At 64.7% G+C, this 3,887-nt stretch carries 5 protein-coding genes; 1 reads left to right on the top strand and 4 read right to left on the bottom strand.

The window, feature by feature from the left end; all coding sequences use genetic code 11:
* Window positions 1-214: 214 nt before the first annotated feature.
* The 4 genes from AC27KI_RS20370 to AC27KI_RS20355 all read right to left on the bottom strand — a co-directional run bounded on the left by AC27KI_RS20370 (window position 215) and on the right by AC27KI_RS20355 (window position 2,846).
* Window positions 215-748, bottom strand: coding sequence for a hypothetical protein (locus AC27KI_RS20370; RefSeq protein WP_487091261.1), 534 nt, complete (start codon window positions 746-748; stop codon window positions 215-217).
* Between the two features lie 68 nt (window positions 749-816).
* On the bottom strand, window positions 817-1,194 hold the full coding sequence (locus AC27KI_RS20365) for a hypothetical protein (protein ID WP_284430490.1): 378 nt from the start codon (window positions 1,192-1,194) through the stop codon (window positions 817-819).
* Between the two features lie 121 nt (window positions 1,195-1,315).
* Window positions 1,316-1,621, bottom strand: coding sequence for an NIPSNAP family protein (locus tag AC27KI_RS20360; protein WP_272566289.1), 306 nt, complete (start codon window positions 1,619-1,621; stop codon window positions 1,316-1,318).
* A gap of 100 nt (window positions 1,622-1,721) precedes the next feature.
* Window positions 1,722-2,846: an alkene reductase gene (locus AC27KI_RS20355; protein ID WP_487115525.1), complete on the bottom strand. Its 1,125-nt coding sequence runs from the start codon at window positions 2,844-2,846 to the stop codon at window positions 1,722-1,724.
* 363 nt (window positions 2,847-3,209) lie between these two features.
* Here AC27KI_RS20355 and AC27KI_RS20350 point away from each other — a divergent pair.
* A partial coding sequence (locus tag AC27KI_RS20350; RefSeq protein ID WP_487115523.1) for a taurine ABC transporter substrate-binding protein occupies window positions 3,210-3,887 on the top strand: 678 nt, incomplete at its 3' end.

The raw sequence follows: 3,887 nt of genomic DNA, 5'->3' as shown, positions 1-3,887 counted from the left end.
GGCGGGGAACGAAAGACATCGCGTTGGAACATTTGGCGGTTTCCAACAGCATCTGGTGGAACACGAGAGCCACGCCGTCTTTCATGGTGCCGCTCCAGTTCAATTGAACATTGGCGAACCGGAAGAACGATTCGATCATGGCTTTGAGTTCCTCGCGCGATTTTGGTGAGTGCAGCGGCTGTGCCGGGATGCGCGCAGCCTCCACCCCTACGGATCAGGGAAACTTGACCACTTTCAGATGCGACATCAGTTGCCTAAACAGCGCGGGCGACAAGCGCCCGGACACCATGTAGTAGTGCTCGGGATCGGGGGTGAAGATGTACAGAAGATCCCGGCTGGGCTCTATGTCCTGGATGCGGATGACGGTGATGGGGCCCTTGGAAAACTTCTCGTAGCGCACTGAATTCGCAACGCCCTCGACCTTGCGGGCCCGGTCGATCACGGGATCGCCCAAATTGGCCTGCCCCAGCAATTCGTAGAACGCCAGCGGTGTCTGGATGCCATGCTTTTCCAGCACGCCGAGCTTCTGGTAAAGCTCTTGCAGTTTGGTGAACTCCTTCAGTTGAATTAGGGGGCCGTCAAGCAAGCCATTTTCAGTGGGCGCGAAAGCGATGAAAGGGTCGCCCGCCGGCGGTACGAAGAACTTGCCCACCAGATGCTGGGCAACTTTCAGTTCCAGCCACCCGTACTGCAAGGCCACGCATCCGGAGCAACGCTGGTAGGGTGGCCAATCGCGGTCTTCCAGCATGCCCTTCTCGCTGGCGAAGGCGGGGCCGGCCAGCGATGCATGCAGCAGTGCGCAGAAAAGAAGCGGCTTCAGGCGCATGGCATGAACATCAGGGCCGCGATGCCCATGGATGCCATTTCAAAAGGGGAGCGGAAATTGCCAATGGCTTTTCTGGCACAAGCCAAGTTGAATTTGTTCTCGATGTTCCGGTAGCCCATGGCTGCCAATTGGGTGGCAAGCCATAGCACGGAAGGGGGCCCTCCTGCGGGGCGGGGAACGAAAGACATCGCGTTGGAACATTTGGCGGTTGCCAACAGCATCTGGTGGAAAACCAGGGCCACGCCGTCGTTGACGGTGCCGTCCCAGTTCAATTGGACATTAGCGAACCGGAAGAACGATTCGATCATCGCCCTGAGTTCATCCTGCGATTTTTCAGCAGCGTCGCCCTTGGGAACGGCGTTGGACATGGAAAACCTTCCTTCGAATGCGTTGGAATTCTGTCAAGCGGAACGAAATATAAATAGGTTTGGATGCACGCAGTCTTCAAAATTGCAAGATGACGTAACTAAATATCAAGCTTCGCACCCATCATTCGAAGACGGGCCGGAAGAAGCTGCGCTCGTAGCTCAGGATGCAGCGCGTTTCCTGCGCGTAGCGGAAGGCGGCGAGGCATTCCGGGTCCTGCATCGACTGCGCGCGGTAGGTCTCGTACGCCGCCAGCGAGGGAAAGGTGAACAGCGCCAGCGCGATGTTGTTCGCGCCTTCGGACGGCAGGAAATAGCCGTGGTGCTGGCCGCCGAATTTCTCCACCAGCGGGATCCAGAGCTTGCCGTAGTGCTCGAATTCGGCGAGCTGGTGGGGGTCGATGACGTAGCGCAGGTAGCAGGTGACCATGGGGAAGGTGCCGTGAAAAAAAGGGGGACGAAAAAAAGCCCGCCGGGCCTTCGGAGCCGTGGCGGGCCGTGCCAGCGGGCACTTTACGCTGCGGCGCGCGTCAGGCGGCCTTTTCCGCCAGCGTGGGGTAGTCGGTGTAGCCCTTCTCGCCGCCGCCGTAGAACGTGCTTTGGTCCCACGCGTTGAGCGGCGCGTTCTGGCGCAGGCGCTCGACCAGGTCCGGGTTGGAGATGAAGGGCTTGCCGAAGGCGACGATGTCGGCATCGCCGCTTGCCACTGCCTGGGTGGCGAGGGCGCCGTCGTAGGCGTTGTTCACCATCCACGCGCCCTTGCCGCCGGCCGTGCGGTAGGCGGCCTTGAGCGCGGCGTAGTCGAAGGGGCGGCCTTCCACTTCGCGCGGGCCGCCGGTGGCGCCTTCGATCACGTGGATGTAGGCCAGGCCCAGCGGTGCGAGCTGGCGGATCACGTAGTCGAACAGGGGCTGCGGATCGGCATCGGCAATATCGTTGGCCGGCGTCACAGGCGACAGGCGGATGCCCACCTTGCCGCCGCCGATGGCATCGACCGCGGCGCGCGTGGCCTCCAGCAGCAGGCGGGCGCGGTTTTCGATGCTGCCGCCGTAGTCGTCCGTGCGCTGGTTGGCGCCGGTCTTGAGGAACTGGTCCAGCAGGTAGCCGTTGGCCCCGTGGATCTCCACGCCGTCGAAGCCCGCCGTCTCGACCGCGTTGCGCGCGGCGGCGGCGTAGTCGTGCACGATGCCGGGCAGCTCGCCCGCATCGAGCGCGCGGGGCTCGGACGTGGGCACGAACTGGCCCTTGCCGGTCGCGCGGTCCACCAGGTAGGTCTTGGACTTGGCGGTGATGGCCGATGGGGCCACGGGCTTGCCGCCGTCCGGCTGCAGGTCGTTGTGCGAGATGCGGCCCACGTGCCACAGCTGGGTCACGATCTTGCCGCCGCGTGCGTGCACGGTCTCGGTCACGCGCTTCCAGCCATCGAGTTGCTCGGTGCCGTACAGGCCCGGCACGTCGGCATAGCCCTGACCCTGGTGGCTGATGGCGGTGGCTTCGGTGATGAGCAGGCCGGCGGTGGCGCGCTGGGCGTAGTAGGTGGCCGTGATGTCCTTCGGGATGGCCTCAGGCGAGCGGTTGCGCGTGAGCGGCGCCATGGCAATGCGGTTGGCCAGGTGCAGATCGCCGGCCTGGACCGGATCGAAGAGAGTCGTCATGACAAGGGTGCTTTCTTTGGAGGGACAGGGAAAAAACGGGGCCTGGGCTCCGGGGTGGCACGGGGCCGGGCCCGTTCCAAGCCAGGGACACGAACTTACCGCCATTTCCCGAAGGCTGCAGTGCACTGGCGACCCCAAGGATTTGCCGACTGTGCTAGCGGCGGTGGCGCCCCCGCGCGCCGCAGGCGTGCTGCAGCGCGCTGATGCGTTTTCCGGATATCGATGCGCGAAACGGGCGCATGCGGTGCGGGGGCCGGTTCCTAGAATTTTGTGCAAGGGCCCATCGACGGCCCGGCCCGCGCACCCTGCGCCCCAGGGCTGCCCGTTGCGGGCGCCCCTCTCTTTTGCTTCAAGGAACCCCCCATGCATTCCCCGTTCTCCGCCACCCGCAGGGCCGCCGTGCGCGGCCTTTCCGTCCTGCTGGGCGCCACCTTGTTCTGCGCGGCGGCCGGGGCGCAGGGCAAGAAGGAGGTGGTGATCGGCTACCAGGACATGGTCGTGCCGTGGCGCTATGCGCAGGAGACCCGGGAGGTCGAAAAGCGCACGGGCTACCAAGTCACCTACCGCAAGCTGGGCAGCGGGGCCGAGGTGGTGCGCGCACTGGCCTCCGGTGCGATCCACATCGGCGAGGCGGGGTCTTCGCCGTTCGCCTCGGCGCTGTCGCAGGGCGTACCCATCGAAGTGTTCTGGATCCTGGACGACATCCACGAGGCCGAGGCCCTGGTGGCCCGCAACGGCTCGGGCGTGAAGCAGCTGGCGGACTTGAAGGGCAAGAAGATCGGCCTGCCGTTCGTCTCGACCACGCACTTCCACACGCTGGTGGCGCTGCAGGCGGCGGGCGTGGACCCCAAGGGCGTGAAGATCGGACGCCGGTTCATCTTCGGCGGCCGCCGCTCCACCACCGTGCCGCTGGTGACCGAGGCCCGCAACTGGACGGAAGGCCGTCTACATGGACCGCCACCATGGGCTCCGAGACCGACTGCCGCCGCCGCCGGCCAGCAGGCCGTGGTCGCCGCGACCCGTTCGCCATGCTGCCCTTCA

The sequence above is a fragment of the Acidovorax sp. KPB24-03 genome (assembly GCF_057546605.1).
The sequence above is the reverse complement of the archived record's forward strand: the minus strand, read 5'-3'. Positions and strand labels throughout refer to the sequence as shown.

Excerpts from the sequence above, each read along its gene's own strand:
- AC27KI_RS20370 (WP_487091261.1), bottom strand. The coding sequence starts at position 748 with ATGCTGGAAGACCGCGATTGGCCACCCTACCAGCGTTGCTCCGGATGC.
- AC27KI_RS20365 (WP_284430490.1), bottom strand. The coding sequence starts at position 1,194 with ATGTCCAACGCCGTTCCCAAGGGCGACGCTGCTGAAAAATCGCAGGAT.
- AC27KI_RS20360 (WP_272566289.1), bottom strand. The coding sequence starts at position 1,621 with ATGGTCACCTGCTACCTGCGCTACGTCATCGACCCCCACCAGCTCGCC.
- AC27KI_RS20355 (WP_487115525.1), bottom strand. The coding sequence starts at position 2,846 with ATGACGACTCTCTTCGATCCGGTCCAGGCCGGCGATCTGCACCTGGCC.